Here is an 18,541-nt window from a genome sequence, read left to right as displayed (position 1 = left end):
TTCAGGCAAACATCGGCAGCATCAGGTACAGCTTAATCACCAGCGCGTTGACGATATCAATGAAAAATGCACCAACCATCGGGACCACCAGAAACGCCATGTGCGATGGCCCGAACCGTTCGGTGATCGCCTGCATGTTGGCGATAGCCGTTGGGGTAGCCCCCAGACCAAACCCGCAGTGACCCGCCGCCAGCACCGCCGCATCGTAGTTTTTACCCATCATGCGCCAGGTCACGAACATGGCGTACAGCGCCATAAACAGCGCCTGCACCGCCAGTATCGCCACCATCGGCAGCGCCAGCGAGGCCAGCTCCCACAGTTTGAGGCTCATCAGCGCCATCGCCAGGAACAGCGACAGGCAGACGTTGCCGAGCACCGATACCGCCCGTTCAAACACGCGGTAGAAGCCCATCAGCGCCAGACCGTTGCTCAGGATCACCCCGATAAACAGCACGCAAACAAACGTCGGCAGTTCAAACGCAGAGCCCGCCAGCCATTGCGCAACCACTTTGCCCACGGTCAGGCAGATGGCGATCATGGCGATAGTTTCAATCAGCACCAACGAGGTAATGCTGCGCCCGACGTCCGGTTTTTCGAACGCGGTCGGCACCAGCTCATCGTCAGGTCTGCCGTTCGGCGTGGTGGAGTGTTTAACCAGATAACGCGCCACCGGGCCGCCAATCAGGCCACCCAGCACCAGACCAAAGGTCGCACAGGCCATCGCCACCTCCGTCGCGTTTTCAAACCCGTAGCGCTCGATGAACAGCTTGCTCCACGCGGCACCGGTACCGTGGCCGCCAGAAAGGGTAATCGACCCCGCCAGCAGTCCCATCAGCGGATCCAGCCCCAGCAGCGTCGCCATCCCGATGCCGATGGCGTTTTGCATCAGCAGCAGCCCCACCACCACAATCAGAAATACGCCGAGCACTTTACCGCCCGCCCGCAGGCTCGCCAGGTTGGCGTTCAGGCCGATGGTGGCAAAGAAGGCCAGCATCAGCGGGTCTTTCAGGGACATATCAAAATCGATTTCCCAGCCCATGCTTTTTTTCAGTATCAGCAGGGCCAGCGCCACCAGCAGGCCACCGGCGACAGGTTCAGGAATGGTGTATTTCTTCAGAAGGGAAACGCTATGTACCAGCTTACGACCAAGCAGTAAGACCAGCGTTGCGGCAACAAGTGTCGACAACGTATCGAGATGAATCATAGAAGGCTCCTGTTTTGCGCGTGTTCCATACACACGCGGCGTTATCCTGGGCCGGTTTGCGCTCGTCATGAGCTCCCGGCGCAAAAAGTGTAATTTTTTTTCCCGATGGGGAGTAGAAAACCTGCGCGCAGCGGCAGATTTTCTTCCCTTTTTTTGCTGGCAATCGTTTGCTTTTACCAGGTGGTCAGATAAAATGCCCGCTTTTCCACCGTGGGATTGCCGCCGATGTCCGTTAACACCATAGAGTCGCCTGATGCGCAACCGATTGCGCAGAAGCAAAATAGCGAACTGATTTACCGCCTTGAAGACCGCCCGCCGCTGCCGCAAACGCTTTTCGCCGCCTGCCAGCATCTTCTGGCGATGTTTGTTGCGGTGATAACCCCGGCGCTGCTGATTTGCCAGGCGCTCGGTTTACCGGCGCAGGACACGCAGCACATTATCAGCATGTCTCTTTTTGCCTCCGGCGTCGCCTCTATTATTCAAATTAAAGCCTGGGGTCCGGTAGGGTCGGGATTATTGTCGATTCAGGGCACCAGTTTTAACTTCGTGGCACCGCTAATCATGGGCGGTACAGCGCTGAAAACCGGTGGGGCGGATGTTCCAACCATGATGGCGGCGCTGTTCGGCACGCTGATGCTGGCAAGCTGCACGGAGATGGTGATCTCCCGCGTTCTGCACCTGGCGCGTCGCGTCATCACCCCACTGGTTTCCGGCGTGGTCGTAATGATTATCGGCCTGTCGCTGATTCAGGTGGGCCTGACATCCATCGGCGGCGGTTATGCGGCAATGAGCGATAACACCTTCGGCGCACCGAAAAACCTGCTGCTGGCAGGCGTGGTGTTAGCAATCATCATTCTACTTAACCGTCAGCGTAACCCTTACCTGCGCGTGGCCTCGCTGGTTATCGCGATGGCGGCCGGTTACCTGATGGCCTGGGCGCTGGATATGCTGCCGCAAAATACCGCACCGACGAATGCCGCGCTGATCACTATCCCAACGCCGCTGTACTACGGACTGGGCATTGACTGGGGCCTGCTGCTGCCGCTGATGCTGGTCTTTATGATCACCTCTCTGGAGACCATCGGCGACATCACCGCTACCTCGGACGTCTCTGAGCAGCCGGTGTCCGGTCCGCTGTACATGAAGCGCCTGAAAGGCGGCGTGCTGGCGAACGGCCTGAACTCATTTGTCTCTGCCGTATTCAACACCTTCCCGAACTCCTGCTTCGGTCAGAACAACGGCGTGATCCAGTTGACCGGCGTGGCCAGCCGCTACGTCGGGTTTGTGGTGGCGCTAATGTTGATCGTCCTCGGCCTGTTCCCGGCGGTAAGCGGCTTTGTGCAGCACATCCCTGAGCCGGTACTGGGCGGCGCGACGCTGGTGATGTTCGGCACTATCGCGGCCTCCGGCGTGCGTATCGTCTCCCGCGAGCCGCTGAACCGCCGCGCGATCATGATTATCGCCCTGTCTCTGGCAGTCGGTCTGGGTGTTTCTCAGCAGCCTCTGATCCTGCAGTTTGCGCCTGACTGGGTGAAAAACCTGCTCTCTTCCGGCATTGCCGCGGGCGGTATCACTGCTATCGTTCTGAACCTCGTTTTCCCGCCTGAGAAAAATTGATTTCTCTCACGGCAGGCTGTCAAGGCCTGCCGTGACATCTCTTTACACCATTCCCGCCTTGAGCATTGCGCATAAATCGTGCATAACTCCTTTATGTGCGTTTTGCGGGATGGAAGACCATGAAATTTATTGGAAAGCTGATCATCTATCTTCTGTTAGCTCTGCTTGTGGTAGTGCTGGCATTCTATATTTTGCTCCAGACCCGCTGGGGCGCGTCGCAGGCCAGCAATTGGGTTACGGTAAATACCGATTACGAACTCAACTTTGACCTGATGGATCACCGCTTTTCATCCCCTTCTCACCTCATTCTGGAAAATGTCACCTTTGGTCGTGACGGCAAACCCGCCACCCTGGTGGCCAAAAAGGTCGATATCGGTTTAAGCAGCCGTCAGGTAACCGATCCGCTGCATATGGACACCATTACCCTGTTCGATGGCACGCTGAACCTCTCTCCGCAAACTGCGCCGCTGCCTTTCCAGGCGGACCGCTTGCAGCTAAACAACATGGCCTTTAACAGCCCGAATACCGAATGGGACCTGAGCGCGCAGAAAGTCACAGGCGGCGTCAGTCCGTGGCAGCCAGAGGCGGGCAACGTGCTAGGCAAAAATGCGCAGATCCAGATGAGCGCAGGCTCGCTCACCCTGAACGGCGTCCCGGCCAGCAACGTCCTGATTCAGGGACAGCTCAACGGTAAAGAGGTGGTGCTGAGCACCATTGGCGCGGATATGGCGCGCGGCTCGCTCACCGGCTCCGCCCTGCGTAACGCTGACGGCAGCTGGATTATCGACAGCATGCGTCTGAATGAGATCCGCCTGCAAAGCGATAAATCGCTGATGGATTTCTTTGCTCCCATCACCACGCTCCCTTCCCTGCAGATTGGTCGGCTGGAAGTGACCGACGCGCGCCTGCAGGGGCCGGACTGGGCGGTGACGGACCTTGATTTGAGCCTGCGCAACCTGACTCTCAGCAAAGGCGACTGGCAGAGCCAGGAAGGGCGTTTGTCTATGAACGCGAGCGAGTTTATCTACGGCTCGCTGCATCTGTTCGACCCGATCCTGAACGCTGAATTCTCCCCGCAGGGTATCGCGCTGCGCCAGTTCACCTCTCGCTGGGAAGGCGGGATGGTACGCACCTCCGGCAACTGGCTGCGCGACGGCAAAGCGCTGGTGCTGGATGATGCCGCCATCGCCGGGCTGGAATACACCCTGCCTGAAAACTGGAAAACGCTGTGGATGGATCCCCTGCCGGAATGGCTGAACAGCGTGACGCTAAAAAAATTCGGCCTGAGCCGCAATCTGGTGATCGACATCGATCCTGCTTTCCCGTGGCAGATCACCTCTCTGGACGGCTATGGTGCAAACCTGCAGCTGGCGAAAGACCGCCAGTGGGGCGTCTGGGGCGGCAGCGCAACATTGAACGGTGCGGCCGCGACCTTTAACCGCGTGGACGTGCGCCGTCCGTCACTCGCGCTGAATGCGAACGCCGCCACGGTGAACATTACCGACCTGAGCGCGTTTACCGAGAAAGGTATTCTGGAAGCTACGGCAACGGTTTCGCAGCTTCCGCAGCGGCAGACCACTGTGAGCCTGAACGGGCGCGGCGTGCCGCTCAACGTGCTGCAGCAGTGGGGGTGGCCTGCTTTGCCGATCACGGGCGACGGCAATATTCAGCTCACCGCCAGCGGCAGCGTGCAGGCGAATGCCCCGTTGAAGCCAACAGTGAACGGCAAGCTGAACGCGGTGAATATGGATAAACAGCAGGTGCAGCAGGCGATGACGGGCGGTGTGGTTTCAACGCCAGTGCAATAAACAAGCCGGGTGGCGCAAGGTAAATGCAAAACGGCAACCCTGTTGCCGTTTTTGATGTTTGTTCCCTCTCCCTGTGGGAGAGGGTCAGGGTGAGGGCATCAGACCGCATAATTATCGTAGGCCCGGTAAGCGAAGCGCCACCGGGCATTTTTGCGGCTCAGAAGTGAACCACTACCTCATTCCCCTCCGCTTTCACCACCACACCCCACTCGCTGCCTGCGTGTGAACCGCCTTTCACGCCGCTCACCTTCTGCACGTTGCGCAAGCACACCGACCACTTTTTCGCGTCTCCCGCGCCGGTAAAGGTCACGACGTCGCCCTGACGTGACGCCTTCAGCGTAAACGCCACAGAGCCGTCCGCCGCAGGCACTTCGCTCACCGCCGTTGCGCCGTCGTCCAGGTTAAACAGCTGGAAGGCCGTCCCCTCATTCCACGTGTAGTCCGGCTTCTGGTTATTGTTACCCAGCGCCAGCAGCGTGTTATCGCGCACGTAGACCGGCAGGCTCATGAAATCGTGCTGCTGCTTATGCCAGCGGCTGCCCTGAATTTCGTCGTTGTGCCACAGGTGCGTCCAGCGGCCTTCCGGCAGGTAGAACTGCACGTCCCCCACCTCGGAGAACACCGGCGCAACCATCACCGCATCCCCCAGCATGTACTGGCGGTCGAGGTAATCACACGCCGGATCGTCCGGGAACTCCAGCATCATCGCCCGCAGCATCGGCGTGCCGAACTCGCGCGCCAGCGCCGCCTGACGATACAGATACGGCATCAGCTGACATTTCAGCTGCGTAAAGTGGCGCACCACGTCGCAGGACTCGTCATCGTACGCCCACGGCACCCGGTAGGATTTGCTGCCGTGCAGGCGGCTGTGGCTGGAGAAGAGACCAAACGCGCACCAGCGCTTGTAGACGTGCGCCGGGGCGGTGTTTTCAAACCCGCCAATATCGTGGCTCCAGAACCCGAAGCCGGACAGGCCAATCGACAGCCCCCCGCGCAGGCTTTCGGCCATCGATTCGTAGTTGGCGTAGCAGTCGCCGCCCCAGTGTACCGGGAACTGCTGCGCCCCGACGGAGGCAGAACGGGCAAACAGCACCGCCTCTTCTTCTCCCACCGTCTCTTTCAGCACGTTCCACACCAGCTCGTTATAGATGTAGGCGTAGTGGTTGTGCATTTTCTGCGGATCGGACCCGTCGAACCACTGCACGTCGGTCGGGATACGCTCGCCGAAGTCGGTCTTAAAGCAGTCGACGCCGATCTCCACCAGGCCTTTCAGCTTGTCGGCATACCACTGACACGCTTCCGGGTTGGTGAAGTCGTAAATCGCCAGCCCCGGCTGCCATTTGTCCCACTGCCACAGGGAGCCGTCCGGGCGCTTGAGCAGGTAACCCTTCTCTTTCAGCTCCCGGAAGATCGGGGATTTCTGTCCGATGTACGGGTTGATCCACACGCAGACCTTCAGCCCTTTCTCTTTCAGGCGGCGGATCATCCCTTCCGGGTCCGGGAAGGTCACCGGGTCCCACTCGAAGTCGCACCACTGGAAGGCCTTCATCCAGAAGCAGTCGAAGTGGAACACGTGCAGCGGCAGGTCGCGCTCGGCCATGCCGTCGATAAAGCTGTTGACCGTCGCTTCGTCGTAGTTGGTAGTGAACGAGGTGGTCAGCCACAGGCCGAACGACCACGCAGGCGGCAGCGCCGGACGCCCTGTAAACTGCGTATAGCGGTTCAGCACCTCTTTCGGCGTCGGGCCGTCGATCACGAAGTACTCCAGATACTCGCCTTCGACGCTGAACTGCACTTTGGAGACTTTCTCCGAGCCAATTTCGAAGGAGACGTTTTCCGGATGATTGACCAGCACGCCGTAGCCGCGGTTGGTCAGGTAGAACGGAATATTTTTGTAGGACTGTTCGGTGCTGGTACCGCCGTCGCAGTTCCAGGTATCGACCCGCTGACCGTTGCGCACCAGGGCGGTAAAGCGCTCGCCGAGACCGTAGACCGTTTCCCCCACGCCCAGATCCAGGCGTTCAAACAGGTAATTGCGGTCGGTAGTGGCATCCTGCACGTAGCCGTTGTTTTTCAGCTGGCTGCCTGTAATGCGCTGGCCGTTACGCAGGAAATCCAGCGCCCAAAACTCGCCTTTGGTGACGCGCACGCTGACGCTTCCGCTTTTCAGCTCGGCAAAATCGGCGTTGTTTTCAATCTCTACCTTCACGTCTTTCAATACGTTGAGCGGATAGTGCGGGCCGTTATTCAGCGCGCCCTGGAAGTGCTCGATGCGCACCCCGACAATCCCTTCCTGCGGGGCAAACAGGCGCACCGTGAACATCAACGTGTCGAGCTGCCAGGTGCGCTCGCGCACGTCGCGCGGCGCCACGTACACCACCAGGTCATTGCCCTGCTGCTCCACGTCGAACACCTGCACCGGATATGTCACGTTCAGGCCCGGTTGAATAAGCCAGTTTCCATCACTGATTTTCATACTCTCGTCCTCTTAGTTCTGTAATTCTTTGCTGACCGGCAGGTTTTCAAACTCCTGCTGATTGCGGCGCGCGCCCTGCGCCAGCTCGCCCATGATTTTTGTCAGGAAAGGAGTTTTCAGCGTGTAGTAGCGTTTGGCGATGATGGCGCTCAGCACGTAGCAGACCGCCGGGGCCAGGGTAAACAGGCCGATAATGATGCTGATGGTCGCGCTGTTCTGGGTCTTGGCTGCCGCGTCGTAGCCGCCGCCGGCCAACATCCAGCCGATCATCGCCCCGCCCAGCGCCAGGCCGAGCTTCAGCACGAATAGCGTGCCCGCAAAGCTGATGCCGGTCAGGCGCTTGCCGTTGGTCCATTCGCCGTAGTCGACGGTATCGGACATCATCACCCACTGGATCGGCGTCACCAGCTGGTGCAGCACGCCGATGACGAAGATAAAGGCGAACATCAGCACGGTGGCGTGCATCGGCACGAAGAACATCGCCACGCTGACCACCGCTAGCGCGGCGTTGGTCCACCAGAAGATGCTGACCTTGCACTTCCAGTCGGTGAGGGGTTTCGCCAGCGCGGAGCCGATCAGGTTGCCGACGCAGTAGGTGGTGAGGAAGGCGACGAACACCTCCGGCGAGCCCATGATCCAGGTGCAGTAGTACATCATCGCGCCGCCGCGCACGCAGACGGCGAGGATGTTGAGGATGGTGAGCACGCCGACGATGCGCCACTGGTCGTTGTGCCAGATGTCGCGCAGGTCTTCCCGCATGGAGGTGGTGCTCGGCGGCACCTGGATGCGCTCTTTGGTGGTGAAGAAGCAGAACGCCAGCATCAGGAACGCGACCACCGACAGCACGGCGATCCCGCCCTGGAAGCCGAACGCCTTATCGTCGCCGCCAATCAGGTTCACCAGCGGCATCATCAGCACCGTGGAGAGCATGCCGCCCGCCGTCGCCAGCACAAAGCGCCAGGACTGAAGGGAGATACGCTGCGTCGGGTCGTTGGTGATCACGCCACCCAGCGCGCAGTACGGGATGTTGACCACGGTATAGAGCAGGGTCAGCAGCGTGTACGTAATGGCGGCGTAAACCATTTTACCGTTGAGGCTGAGGTCCGGCGTGGTGTAGGCCAGCACGCAGACGATGCCGAACGGGATGGCACCAAACAAAATCCACGGACGGAACTTGCCCCAGCGGCTGCGGGTGCGGTCGGCAATCAGCCCCATGCACGGGTCGGAGATGGCATCCAGCGCGCGCGCCAGCAGGAACATGGTGCCGACAAACCCGGCGGGAATGCCGAAAATATCGGTGTAGAAAAACATCATGTACAACATGACGTTATCAAAAATAATGTGGCTGGCGGCATCTCCCATGCCGTAGCCAATCTTCTCTTTTACTGACAATACTTCGCTCATCTTTTTGTATCCTTCACGCTGTAGGGGCGCTGAGACCGGTTACAGAGTTTTAAACCATTGTTTCAGGAGCGGGTATTGCGTTTTCTGGTTAGCAGATTACGTTTCTTGTTTTTTGTGATCGCGGTAAATGTTGAGAGCACGAGGGGCTAACATGAGGATTTTCTTAGGAATTAACTTAAACAGGGGTGTAAAGGTCAAAAGAGAGGTGAAAAAAGTGGTGTGGGGTATGTGGTAAATGTCTGAAAGTAGCTATAATGCGCCCCGCCTCCATGTAGCAATCGAGGCGCGGAAGATCGTCATCTCCGGTGAGGTGGCTGGACTTCAAATCCAGTTGGGGACGCCAGCGTTCCCGGGCAGGTTCGACTCCTGTGATCTTCCGCCAAAATTTTTATTGTGATGAACTAGTAATTAGCTGTTCGAAATACAATCTGGCGTCTCGCTCAAATTTATTAGACTTTATGTATTTTTCGAATTTAAAAATGGAAACCATTTCTCCTGTAAGTCTATCTTTGTATGTATAATTGAACTTATTATTATTATTTACCTTCATAACCTCTAAGAATTTACCCCACTCTCTTTCTAAATATAGGATATTTTCTGATATATTCTCAGGCTTCCCTTTAAACAAATAAACATATAAATAAATCTTAAGGGATAATAGTTTATCATATTTATTAAGATGTACTAATCTTTTGTTTTTAGAGGTTTGTACCACTAAATAATTGAAAGCTATGAAACCATAATAGAAGTTATCTAAACTATCATCATCCAATTTAATTTTCGATGTGTCATTTTTTTGAAATAATTTCTTTTGTGCCCCAACTTCTATCATTCCGTTTGCTGAATAATATATTCTTAAAAATAAATTTCGTTCAATCAATTGCTCTGAAGTTATGTAGTTATTGTTTAAGCCATCAGCAAACTCCCCTCGTTTCCTTTCATAAAGTAAACCGAATCTTTGGAAAACTCTCTCTTGTAATTTTTGGTGAAACGTTTCATTTGCAAACTTATCAGCATTTATAACAGGGGTTTGCTTATTAGTTGCATTAGATATCTCATCAATTAATTTTAATTTATTGTCAACACTATCATTATCAATAAGAGTTATAATTTTTAATAAAACTTCTTTTTCATGAAACACTTTACCTACCAAATCTTCCTTTGTCTCTTCATATATACGACTTAATATATAAGAGGTCTGCCCCCCATTAATTATCTGTGGGTTTTTTATACTAAGTTGAGCTTTATTTTTCTGTCCGATTCTTTCATTAATGTACGTTTCATCAGACAATATTGTTATCCCATTATTATATAATGCAAACTCATTTGTTTCATTATCACATATTGTCTTTCTGATTGCAGAATTAACTGCCTGACCTTCAAATTCAAGATAGCTTCGTGGATTATATTTTAAAATTGAGTTTTTATATTTACTCATCACCTTTGCAATTTCTAGCGTAGGAACAAAAAGCACTGTTATTTCACAATCACTCGCTTTCGTTTTCACGGTATAACTTATTTTACTCCCAGCGCTCTTATTTGAAAGATCAATAGGGATGCAGATATCATTCGCGGTAAAATATGTTCCAGATATAACAGGAAATACTAAATCGGAGTATGTTTTTTTATAATCGAACACCAAAGGTGAAATACCACATGTCAATCTCCTGAGTTGACTTACCGTAACATTATTTAAGTTTGCAAGAATGATAACTTTGTATGCATATCTTGCTATATCACTAATTTCCTTTACTTCTCTTTGAAGTTGTTTTATTTTCCCATTATATAAATTACCTTTTTCGTCTGTTTCCGCTCCATCAGTGAGAATATTATCAATATCCATAACTAAAATTTCTTCAAGCTCAATATTTTTACTTTCGAAATTTCTCTCTGTAGTTCTAAATTTTGACTGTATTAAATAAATAATTTTTAAATCATGATCAATATAATACCCATCAATACCACCATCGTAAGAACCATCGGTTATATACCATTCCCGCTCTTCAAATCTTATTAAACCAAAACTTACCTTCAAGAACAGATGAATAAAAGCCCTAGATCTTGCTGCATTTATTTTATCCTCATCTTCTTCCTGTAGAGCATACTTCTTTTTAAAATTATCGGAAGCTTCGCTTCTTAACTTATCTAAAATACTTATTAATATATTGTATTTCATAGATTTCCCTACAATTAATGACCGTTTTCGAGTTTTTTTATACAAGCATCTTTAACCCACTTACTAAAGTTCCCTTTCCCCGCAGCTTTCTCAATCTTTTCTAAAAGCTCATCCTCAAAACGAATGTTCTTCATCGTACTCTTGGTCCGGTCAAAATTTGGTTTCTTTTTCTCTTGCATGGTAGGTACCACTTCGGTTAGTTTATCTGCACGTGGTACCTACCACATGCATTCTGAATTCTGACAACGCCCAGCAGTGTTGGAGCACTAAAGGGCGTCTAACCTCACCAACTATCAAGGAGTTGATTATGGCTGATTCGCATTCTACCCCAGACACCGACCAATCCGGAACCGAGCGTTCGTTAATTGTGGGATACCGCCCGAATGTTTTCGACAAATCCACGCCGAAAATCATCCTTTCCGGCAAGTGGCTGCGCGCGGCGGGTTTTGATACTGGGCAGCAGGTCACGGTAAAGGTCATGAAAGGATGCATCGTTTTGGTGGCGTATAACGAGCAGGAGCAGAGGTTGCAGGATGATTATAAACGGACGAAGGCGAAGCTTATTGAGATAGAGAACGCGCTTGCAGCGATCCAAATTCCGCATGCTGGAAAGCGCCTCGCAAAATCAAATACAAACCACCTGGCTTAGCGGCTGTTTCTGGCTTACTACGAACTTAAAGGCATCACCTTATGACGCGGAGGCAGCATGACATATGAAAAATTAATAAATTCACCAGTCGGTGAGTTCGTCATGTTTGCCAGCAAAGATGGAAAAGTTCGCATTGAATGCCGCTTCGAAAGCGATACGTTGTGGCTCTCACAGGCTACGATTTGTGAGTTATACGGCAAAGCCAAAGCAACGATCAGTGGGCATATCAAGAATATTTTCGATGAGGGTGAACTGGTCGAAAATTCAGTTGTTCGGTTTTACCGAACAACTGCCAGCGATGGTAAAGTATATAACGTTCAATATTTTAGCCTGCCCGTCATTCTCGCCATCGGCTATCTCGTCCGCTCCGCGCGAGGTACCCAGTTCCGCCAGTGGGCCACCCAAACGCTACAAGAATACCTGGTTAAAGGCTTCGTTATGGACGACGAGCGGCTGAAGAATCCGCCTGTCGGATCATCCGCCGTACCTGACTATTTCGATGAAATGCTGGAACGCATTCGCGATATACGGGCCAGCAAACGCCGGTTTATCTCCGCGTGAAGGAGATTTTAGCGTTAGCCGCTGATTATCAACCTTCGCTCAAAGAAACCACGCAATTCTTCCAGACCATCCAGAATAAAGTGCATTTTGCCTGCACTGGACACACCGCTGCTGAGTTGATTCACCAGCGCGCGGACGTCACTCAATCCCATATGGGGCTGACCAGCTATAAAGGCGAAGAAGTCCGTAAAAGCGATGTCACCACAGCAAAAATTATCTGTCTCAGGATGAAGTCAGCGAACTAAATCGTGTCGTTAATATGTGGCTCGACTTTGCTGAAGATCAGGCCAAACGCCGCAAGCAGGTATTTTTACGAGACTGGCAAACCAAACTCGATCAGTTCCTGCAATTTAACGACCGGGACGTATTAGAAGGGGCAGGCAGTATCAGCAAGAAAGCGACTGATGAAAAGGCGTGCTCAGAATACATGGAGTTTGAAAAAAAGCAGCGCCTGCTGAAAAAAGCCGAGGGTGAGAAAGATATCGTCGGCTTATTAAAATGGGATAAGCAGGCTAAGCGCTAATCCCGATTCAACCGCATATGCAACAGCGGAAACGGATTCCCCTGCCCGTCCAGTTCCGAGCGCCCGACCTGCTCAAACCCCATATGGCGATAAAACGCGACGCCCTGCGGATTTTGCTCATTCACGTCCACCTCGTTCGCGCCGAACGCTGTGATGGCGTGGTTCAGCAGCAATTTCCCGACGCCCTTCCCGCGACTCGCATCGTCAACAAACAGCATTTCAATGCGGTTTTCATCCACGCCTAAAAAGCCGTGAATAACGCCTGCATCATCGCGGGCCATCACGACCTTAAGGTTAGGCAGATAGGCGTTGAGCAATAACGGGCGCAGCGCCGCAATATCGCTTTCCTGTAGAAAGTGATGGGTGGCGCGAACGGAGGATTCCCAGATCGCGGCCAGACGTTCGAAGTGTGAGGGGAGTGCGGTTTCTATTTTCATGAGGGGATCATGATTGGAAAACCGAACTATTTCAAGCCACGCTTTGCGGTCTGCCCCCCTCACCCTCTCCCTCAAGGGAGAGGGAACCGACCGAGCTACGCTTTAATCTCCATCACCGCGTACACCCCGTCCTTCGGCACCACCACGGTAACGTTTTCCACCGGCACGCCCGCCGCGAGGTGGATATCCTGCAGCTGCTGTAACGACCTCGGGTAAATATCCTCCCAGCCGATCCCCCGCAGCACAAAGTCAATTTGCGGGCTGCTGGTTAGCATGTTCGACACAATCACCGCGCCGCCGGGCTTTACCAGCCGCAGCGCGCGCTGGAGAAAAATCACCGCATCGGCATCGTTGAAGTATTCGAAGATCCCCAGCGCGTCGACCAGTTCGGCCTGATGCTCGCCCAGCTCCAGCAGTAAGTCCTTGTTACGCACCAGGGTATGAAACAGGTTGCGCCTGAGGAGGGTTAGCTGTTCGCCCACCACAATCCCTTCCTGCGCCGCCATGGTTTCGGCCCAGCTGAGCGCCACGGGGTCTTTGTCCACCAGCGTGAGATACACCTGCTGGCCGTCGAGCTTTGCCTCGCGCAGCGCCTCCAGTACAGGAATGGCGGCCCCGCTCGCCAGGCTTACCCAGTTGTTCTCGCTCTCATTATGAATGTACTTATCCACCAGCGCGGCCAGCACCCGGGCGCGGGAGCGCACGCCTACCGCATCGTTAGCGTGGATAAACCACTGGCGACTGTCGCTGTCCATTTTCGTCCCTTCGGGAAGACGCTCTTCCAGCGGGTTTTGCACCACAAACAGCGCCAGCGCGGAGGGCACCAGCCGGGTTCGCCACGCGGTAAGCGCCGGACGGTTGCGAAAGGCCTGCTCGGAATAGCGGTTCTGCGGGACAAGCACGGCCTGTCCCCCCTCGTCGTATTCAACGCGCGGAGGCCGGAGCGCAGGCTCGGCCTTCAGCGCCCGGTCGAGGGCGGCGATCTCACGGGCAGCATCGTCTTTCATCGGCCATTGGTCGCTGACGTCGGGAAATGACGCACTGAAAATCGTCATATTTGCCGGTGCATCGCCGCGAAAAGGCTGCCAGTTCATGTCGTCTTCCCTCCGTTGGGCTTTTAACGGAAGTCTATCCAGGCGAGCCAGTAATACCCTACGAAGAAAGCACGAAATCGGGGCATTAGCTCTGCGACGTGCGCCATACCCCGGGCGTGCAGCCGTACTCGGTCTGGAAGTGACGGATAAAGTGCGCACAGTCGCTAAAGCCCATCCGCCGCGCAATGTCCGTGACGCTTTGCTGCGAGTTCTTCAGCAGCCAGCAGGCGTAGCGCAGCCTGGCGCTGCGAATGAATTCCCGCGCCGTTTTGCCAAACTCGGCGTGAAACAGGCGGTTAAGCTGACGCTCGCTGAGCGCCACTTCGCTGGCCAGCCCGGCGGTGCTGAGCGGGCGTGTCAGATACTGCTCAATCATCATGACCGCACGGCGCAGGCGTGAGTCCGGGATCAAGGCAATGTTGGCAGGCCGGGGCGTGGCCGTCTCATGCGGCGTCAGGGAAAGGCGCTGGCAGGCGCTATGGGCGATCTCACTGCCGGCGTGGGCGCGAATAAGCTCTGTCGCAAGGGTAATGGTTGAGATCCCACCGGGGCAGGTCAGAACATCCCCCTCGTCAATAAAATCATAGCCTTGTTCGGCGTATACCTGCGGGAATGCGTGGCGGAATCGCTCAAGGTGGAAAGGGTGAACCGATGCGCGTCGTTCGTTCAACAACCCCTCCTGCGCCAGCACAAAGCTGCCGGTGCCGATGCCAATCAGCGGGACCTTCATATGGTGGGCATGGGCGAGGTAGTCTCTGTCCCCCGGATAACCCTGCGAGAGGTACTCCAGCTCGCCGCCGATGATCGCAATATAGTTAAACGTCTCCGGCGGCGCGTGCGGGGCATCGGGCCTGATGCTCACCCCAGAGCTGCTGGTAACAGGGTTATCAGGCTGCTCGCTGAGTAAACTGATTTTGAATGCTTTTTTCTTCTGGGCTTTGGTTGCGTATCGCAACGCTTCCAGCAGGCCGGACAAGGCTAGCAGTGAATACCGGGGCCACAGCAGTAACCCAATATGCAGCTGCGTTTCCGACGCAGATATACCTCCACCGGAAGAGTCAAAGAGAGTTTTCATTTTCTTGCCAAATTTGAATAAGAACAACATTATTGCAACACGTGGCTGCTATTTATATTCCTAAGATAATCCTTAAGCTCTAAATCAAGCATAAATGAAAACGGCGGCTTTGATAACTTTTTACTAAATACGCTCATCCATTTTTTGAACTGCGGCATACATATGTCGGTAATGTTCCTAACGTGAAAATATAGTTATCATTTTGTTGTTCATTGATCCGAATATAAATACTTTTTCCGGGGTATACGAAGAACTGCGGCTCATATTTTTCAAGCCAGCTATCGGTAACATTATCGTCCGGGAATTTCATATGCCGTAAGGAAGTCAGTAAAAAGACATTATCCTTGCGCTCAACCTGAAAAAATATTTTCCGGTCAATATTTTTTGTCGGATCGCTATCAACGCTGCCATTCATACTGAGCGTCCCGCTGTTGCCGTCAAAGATGTAATTCAGCCACAGGGTGAGTTTCTCTTCGGGATGATGCTGTACCAGGTTCGCCTGACACGAAAAAGGCTGCACGTAATACCGGTGCCACAGGTAATAACCCGACAGCATTACCCCCACCAGCAGACATGCGGTGAACAGATACAGTAGCTGACGAAAACGAGCCATGCTAGCGCTCCTCAATAAAATAGTCAGAGATGCAGTGATTCGGCTCCTTCATCGATCTGTCACACCGAATCACGGACGCGCGCGGCAGCAGGGAGTACCAGCTGATGTACACCCACGGATAGCTCGTGCAGGCGTCCTTAAACGGCGTCACGTATGCCAGGGCTTTCGACCGCTCGTCCTGGGTCTGAATATCCTGAGCCAGGTAGACGTGACACGCCCCGACCAAAGCAGTAAACCGATAGTCATCGATAAAACGGTTTTCACGCGCGCTGCTGTGAGTTGCGATGCCTGCTCCAACCAGCACCAGCAGTGCGATCAGCATGCCAGGAAGCCACCGGGAGCGATGCCCGGACGCGCCGGTTACGACGGCTACCGGCTCCGCCGACAGCGGTGGCAGCACGGCAGGCGAGATCGTGTCGCATAGCTCAGGCGCATCTTTCTCGGGTAGCTCTGCGGGACGAGGATGGGGGTCTTTAATCACGATTTGCGTATCGCTCGCCAGCGTTAACCCGATGCGCGGAATGGTGACGATGGGGTCAACCTCAAAACCAATCTTTTTCAGCCCCTTTCGCAGAATAGAGATGTTTTGATAATAAGTATTGGGCGAGACCAGCATACCGCGGCGCTGCCAGACAATATCCAGAAACTCCTGTTGCGTGACAATAGTTCCGGCTCTTTCTATTAATAACAACAGACATCGGCCTGCCGGAGAATTTAAAACCACAACCCGATCGGGGCTGGCGATATCCCTCAGCGTGCTGGTCGCGGGATGAAACTCAACCATATTATTGATGATGTAATGCTTATGCATAGCGTTGGTGAGTGTTCTCCGTTCAATTGCGCCGTTTTTCACGACGGCCTGTCAGTACACCGGCGAATGTAGAATACGTTCGCCACGTAACATAAGGATTAATGTGGCTGATAAAGATTATGCTGTATATATCAGCCATTGGCGAAAAATCTTATTTTCCTCTCTTCTCTCTGTCGCTTCACTGACGCGTGAGACGCATTAAACGCCGCTCCGGCGCGCTCTGGCTGGCCGAATATCCTCTCTCTTAACTTTTCTGAAGTAGTGAAGGAACACGGTAGCTGACAAGGAGTAACCCGCCACGCTTGACATTGACAAAAACAGACAAAAACCCTAATTGAACAGCGTGGACATGGACGTCTGAAATATACAGAACTGTTAACGCTTAAGTTTTCTTAACTTCCTTTAATATCAATAAATAATGCTATTTTTGCCGATATTCACCCTGCGGTATCATCAGTATAAATCGATGATAACACTCGGAAATTGTTATCCTCCGTCAGCACTTCAGCCCCCGCACTGACGCTAACAGACACTTCCCTTACACAACATTTAACAAAGACAAAGATTAATAAAAAAAAGCGGTTATGCTTATTTACAGGCAATAAAGAGGAGAAACATCAACAGAGGAACCGATCGACAGCGGTATCAAAATCGACAATTAATACAAATTAAGATTAATTCAGATTACCTCTTTTATGGCCAGCGTATAGTAGGCCTACTCCATGCATAGCGTGATGACTTCGAGAACTTAGACCAACCTTAATCGTATCGGTTTGTCTTATTATTATTATAAATCGAGGTACTAACATGGCGAATAAGAACGAAACACAACAACATTTACGTATCGCGTTAATGGGTGGCGACCATTATGCACGAAAGGGCATCATCACATTATTAAGGAGCATTACGCCGGAATCTCAGATTGAAATGACAGCCGGGAATTTCCAGCAGCTTGATAACGTATTATCGACTACACCAATTGATATTCTCCTGTTATCAGGTTCTGACAAGTATCACACCGGATATGATTATCTTAATGGGTTGAAAAGAATCAAAGCGAAATATCCCGGCGTGATTGTTTGTATGTATTCCGCCCCTGCGCATTCATCGCAATGGATCAGAGGCGATATCGATGCCTATATCTCGCTGCATGAGTCGGTTTATTGCTGGCGGACGAAATTATTAAAAATGGTCGATAGCCGCTATCGCCCACAAAAGAAACCAACGGCGTTATCGCTAACGCCAGGAGAGTGGAGGGTTTTGAAGGAACTCAGGAACGGACTGGATATGAGTTACATCGCAGAAACAGAGAAGCTTTCATATCGCCGGGTAAGCGCTTTAAAAAACTCCGCGATACGAAAACTCGGGCTCAGGAATAAGACAGATTTGCTGGTCTTTTTAACCAGTTAGACCTGGCGCTTTCAGAGCAAATCTCATCAATAAAAACAAAGGAATTAAGAAAATGAAAGCACGCGTAAAACACAGCACATTTCTGGCATTAAGCATTGCCGCTCTGCTGCCTGCCGGTTCCGCCATGGCGGCAACCGCGAGCGGCGGCACGGTGAACTTCAGCGGCAAAGTCGTGACCTCCGCCTGCGCCATCAGCGCAGGCAGCGCCAACATTGACGTTGATATGGGCGAAGTGCGTACCGCGACGCTGGCGGCCGCAGGCAGTGAAGCCAGCACGGCAAAAGCGTTTGCCATCACCCTGGAAGATTGCGAAATCGCCGATACCTCGGCCTCAACGGAAGACAACCCGATTGCCGCAACAACCGTATCCGTCACCTTCACCGGTACGCCGGACTCCACCGATGCCAATAGCCTGGCCGCCGGAGCAAACGGCAGCACCACCTCCGCGCAGCATGTGGCGATTCGTCTTTATGACGAACAGGGCAACGTGGTGAATCTGGGTGAACCCGCAGCGGCCATCCCGCTGCGTAAGGGTGCCAACACCCTGAACTTCAGCGCGAAATATTACTCGCCGCAGGGCGGTGCCACCGCGGGTGATGCCAGCGCTGTCGCGACCTACACCGTTACCTATTCGTAATTTTCAGGCCCGGTCTGCTGGCCGGGCCTGACTCAGCTTTAAGGAG

At 53.1% G+C, this 18,541-nt stretch carries 15 protein-coding genes, 1 tRNA gene and 1 pseudogene; 7 read left to right on the top strand and 10 right to left on the bottom strand.

Annotation, left to right across the window (positions count from 1 at the left end):
• Position 1 precedes the first annotated feature (1 nt).
• Positions 2 to 1,204, bottom strand: a complete 1,203-nt coding sequence (gene gltS / locus ACTJJA_RS17975; RefSeq protein WP_089598284.1) for a sodium/glutamate symporter — start codon at positions 1,202 to 1,204, stop codon at positions 2 to 4.
• A 225-nt stretch (positions 1,205 to 1,429) separates the two neighbouring features.
• Here gltS and ACTJJA_RS17970 point away from each other — a divergent pair, with 225 nt between their 5' ends.
• Together ACTJJA_RS17970 and ACTJJA_RS17965 are read left to right on the top strand one after the other, a co-directional pair.
• Positions 1,430 to 2,821 carry a nucleobase:cation symporter-2 family protein gene (locus ACTJJA_RS17970; RefSeq protein ID WP_440668857.1) on the top strand — a complete coding sequence of 464 codons (1,392 nt, stop codon included), beginning with the start codon at positions 1,430 to 1,432 and terminating at the stop codon, positions 2,819 to 2,821.
• Positions 2,822 to 2,940: 119 nt separating this feature from the next.
• A complete protein-coding gene (locus ACTJJA_RS17965; RefSeq protein WP_440668856.1) occupies positions 2,941 to 4,629 on the top strand; it encodes an AsmA family protein in 1,689 nt (562 codons plus the stop codon).
• Positions 4,630 to 4,786: 157 nt separating this feature from the next.
• On the opposite strand, the gene yicI is transcribed toward ACTJJA_RS17965, so the two are convergent.
• A complete protein-coding gene (gene yicI, locus ACTJJA_RS17960; RefSeq protein ID WP_440668855.1) occupies positions 4,787 to 7,105 on the bottom strand; it encodes an alpha-xylosidase in 2,319 nt (772 codons plus the stop codon).
• 12 nt (positions 7,106 to 7,117) lie between these two features.
• On the bottom strand, positions 7,118 to 8,509 hold the full coding sequence (locus tag ACTJJA_RS17955) for a glycoside-pentoside-hexuronide family transporter (RefSeq protein WP_089598287.1): 1,392 nt from the start codon (positions 8,507 to 8,509) through the stop codon (positions 7,118 to 7,120).
• Positions 8,510 to 8,796: 287 nt separating this feature from the next.
• On the opposite strand from ACTJJA_RS17955, the gene ACTJJA_RS17950 reads away from it, so the two are divergent.
• Positions 8,797 to 8,891: transfer RNA gene (locus ACTJJA_RS17950), tRNA-Sec, on the top strand.
• A gap of 6 nt (positions 8,892 to 8,897) precedes the next feature.
• On the opposite strand, the gene ACTJJA_RS17945 is transcribed toward ACTJJA_RS17950, so the two are convergent.
• Both ACTJJA_RS17945 and ACTJJA_RS17940 read right to left on the bottom strand, forming a co-directional pair.
• The gene (locus ACTJJA_RS17945; protein ID WP_440668854.1) at positions 8,898 to 10,685 is read right to left on the bottom strand and encodes an AIPR family protein; all 1,788 of its coding nucleotides are present in this window, start codon (positions 10,683 to 10,685) and stop codon (positions 8,898 to 8,900) included.
• Positions 10,686 to 10,699: 14 nt separating this feature from the next.
• Positions 10,700 to 10,864, bottom strand: a complete 165-nt coding sequence (locus tag ACTJJA_RS17940; RefSeq protein ID WP_248235551.1) for a YlcI/YnfO family protein — start codon at positions 10,862 to 10,864, stop codon at positions 10,700 to 10,702.
• Positions 10,865 to 10,992: 128 nt separating this feature from the next.
• On the opposite strand from ACTJJA_RS17940, the gene ACTJJA_RS17935 reads away from it, so the two are divergent.
• Both ACTJJA_RS17935 and ACTJJA_RS17930 read left to right on the top strand, forming a co-directional pair.
• Entirely contained in the window at positions 10,993 to 11,334 is a 342-nt protein-coding gene (locus ACTJJA_RS17935; RefSeq protein ID WP_159515229.1) for a SymE family type I addiction module toxin, read from the top strand.
• Positions 11,335 to 11,391: 57 nt separating this feature from the next.
• A pseudogene (locus tag ACTJJA_RS17930) lies at positions 11,392 to 12,418 on the top strand (virulence RhuM family protein).
• On the opposite strand, the gene ACTJJA_RS17925 reads toward ACTJJA_RS17930, so the two are convergent.
• The 5 genes from ACTJJA_RS17925 to ACTJJA_RS17905 all read right to left on the bottom strand — a co-directional run bounded on the left by ACTJJA_RS17925 (position 12,415) and on the right by ACTJJA_RS17905 (position 16,448).
• Positions 12,415 to 12,855 carry an acetyltransferase gene (locus tag ACTJJA_RS17925; protein ID WP_440668853.1) on the bottom strand — a complete coding sequence of 147 codons (441 nt, stop codon included), beginning with the start codon at positions 12,853 to 12,855 and terminating at the stop codon, positions 12,415 to 12,417. The pseudogene ACTJJA_RS17930 and the gene ACTJJA_RS17925 overlap by 4 nt on opposite strands.
• Positions 12,856 to 12,950: 95 nt before the next feature.
• The gene (locus tag ACTJJA_RS17920) at positions 12,951 to 13,949 is read right to left on the bottom strand and encodes a class I SAM-dependent methyltransferase (RefSeq protein ID WP_440668852.1); all 999 of its coding nucleotides are present in this window, start codon (positions 13,947 to 13,949) and stop codon (positions 12,951 to 12,953) included.
• 85 nt (positions 13,950 to 14,034) lie between these two features.
• Positions 14,035 to 14,916, bottom strand: coding sequence for a GlxA family transcriptional regulator (locus ACTJJA_RS17915; RefSeq protein ID WP_440668895.1), 882 nt, complete (start codon positions 14,914 to 14,916; stop codon positions 14,035 to 14,037).
• Between the two features lie 241 nt (positions 14,917 to 15,157).
• A complete protein-coding gene (locus ACTJJA_RS17910) occupies positions 15,158 to 15,637 on the bottom strand; it encodes a hypothetical protein (RefSeq protein WP_440668851.1) in 480 nt (159 codons plus the stop codon).
• A 1-nt stretch (position 15,638) separates the two neighbouring features.
• Positions 15,639 to 16,448: a winged helix-turn-helix domain-containing protein gene (locus ACTJJA_RS17905; protein WP_440668850.1), complete on the bottom strand. Its 810-nt coding sequence runs from the start codon at positions 16,446 to 16,448 to the stop codon at positions 15,639 to 15,641.
• An 807-nt stretch (positions 16,449 to 17,255) separates the two neighbouring features.
• Between ACTJJA_RS17905 and ACTJJA_RS17900 the strand changes: the two genes are divergently transcribed.
• Positions 17,256 to 17,858 (top strand): DNA-binding response regulator, encoded by a 603-nt coding sequence (locus tag ACTJJA_RS17900; RefSeq protein ID WP_047347501.1) that lies wholly within the window; start codon positions 17,256 to 17,258, stop codon positions 17,856 to 17,858.
• 52 nt (positions 17,859 to 17,910) lie between these two features.
• Positions 17,911 to 18,495 (top strand): fimbrial protein, encoded by a 585-nt coding sequence (locus ACTJJA_RS17895; RefSeq protein ID WP_421511315.1) that lies wholly within the window; start codon positions 17,911 to 17,913, stop codon positions 18,493 to 18,495.
• The last annotated feature ends 46 nt before the right edge of the window (positions 18,496 to 18,541 follow it).

Source organism: Enterobacter sp. 22452, from assembly GCF_052045065.1.
Classification (GTDB): Bacteria; Pseudomonadota; Gammaproteobacteria; order Enterobacterales; family Enterobacteriaceae; genus Enterobacter; species Enterobacter mori.
The sequence above is the reverse complement of the archived record's forward strand: the minus strand, read 5'-3'. Positions and strand labels throughout refer to the sequence as shown.